Consider the following 1,516-nt stretch of genomic DNA (forward strand, 5'->3'; position numbering starts at 1 on the left):
CGGAAAGTGTCAAGGCGGGTGAGACAGATTCCGTCAGGCGGTCTGTATGAGGGCCTCCTGTGAGGGCTGGTTGATCCAGGCGGCCTCGGGCAGCTTGGGCGCCTGGGGTCGGCGGTGGCCGAAGCGCTCGGGACGGGCGGCGTAGGCCGCGTCCAGGGTGGCCTGGCGCTGGGCGCGGACCTGCCCGGCGGTGCCGAAGTGGACGCTGGCGGGGGTGTGCAGCCCGATCCCGCAGTGGCGGTGCTCGTGGTTGTAGTAGGCGAAGAACTGCTCGGCGAACGCGCCGGCGTCGGCCAGGGACCCGAAGCGCTCGGGGAAGACCGGGGCGTACTTCAGCGTCTTGAACGCCGCCTCGCTGTAAGGGTTGTCGTTCGACACGTGCGGGCGGGAGTGCGACCTGGCCACCCCGAGGTCGACGAGCAGCTGAGCGACCGGTTTGGAGGTCATCGAGGTCCCGCGGTCGGCGTGGATCGCCTCCGGCACGCCATGGATGCCCATGGCGTGCTCGAGCAGGTTCTTGGCGATCTCGGCGTCCTCGCGGGCCGCGATGGTCCAGCCCACGACGAACCTGGAGAAGATGTCGAGCACGACGTACAGGTCGTAGTACACGCCCCGCTCCGGCCCCTTGAGCTTTGTGATGTCCCAACTCCACACCTGCCCCGGCGCCGTCGCGACGAGCTCGGGCCGGGTCCGGGGCGGGTGGCTCGCCTGCCGGCGCCGTTCCCCGGCCATGTCGTGCTCGCGCAGGATCCGGTGCATCGTGGACATCGAGCACAGGTAGGTGCCCTCGTCCAGCAGCGTGGCCCAGACCTGGGCGACCGACTTGTCCGCGAACCGCTGGCTGGTCAACACGGCCAGCACGTGGGCCCGCTCGGCGGCGGACAGCTTGTTCGCCGGTGCCGGCCGCGGTGTCCGTGGACGTGGCGGTGGCGGGTTCTTGGCCCGGTAGTGACTGGCGCGGGAGCGACCCAGCAGCGCGCACGCAGCCGCGGTGCCGACGTGCTCGGCCAGCCCGTCGACGGCCGGGTTGATCACCGCGGCGACCGCGGCGGCTTGTCCGCGCTCTCGGAGAGCGTCTCCAAGAGCGCGTGTGCTTTTCCCATCAGGTCCAGCGCCGGCCCTGGTCTTGGCCAGCTCGGCCTCGGCCTTCTCCGCCCGGGCCCGTAGCGCCTGCAGCTCCCTCTCGCGCCGGTCCCGCGGCTTGCTGCCCAGCCCGGACAGCGAGCCGGCGGCCGCGGCCTTGCGCCACTCGATGATGTGGGAGGTGTACAGGCCCTCCCGGCGCAGGATCTCCCCACGCCCATAGCGGTCCGCGGCGTCGTACTCGGCCAGGATCGCCGCTTTGAACTCGGCGGTGAACGTCCGCCTCTTGGGCCGGTCAGCACGAGGAGCCATAGCCCCATCATCGGTGCCGACGTCAGCAACCGTCATCGTCATCTCAGTATTGGTCCGTTCTCGCCCCGTGCAGTGCGAAGGTCAGCAGTGCTGGTGTCTCACCCCATCCTGACGCACAGGG

Annotated in this window: 1 protein-coding gene; it reads right to left on the reverse strand. The window is 70.4% G+C overall.

From position 1 onward, the window contains the following. Positions 1-33: 33 nt before the first annotated feature. Positions 34-1,431 (reverse strand): IS3 family transposase, encoded by a 1,398-nt coding sequence (locus AUV07_RS03250; RefSeq protein ID WP_082802834.1) that lies wholly within the window; start codon positions 1,429-1,431, stop codon positions 34-36. Positions 1,432-1,516 lie beyond the last annotated feature (85 nt).

Origin of the sequence: Microbacterium sp. CH1, from assembly GCF_001595495.1 — a bacterium.
Classification (GTDB): domain Bacteria; phylum Actinomycetota; class Actinomycetes; order Actinomycetales; family Microbacteriaceae; genus Microbacterium.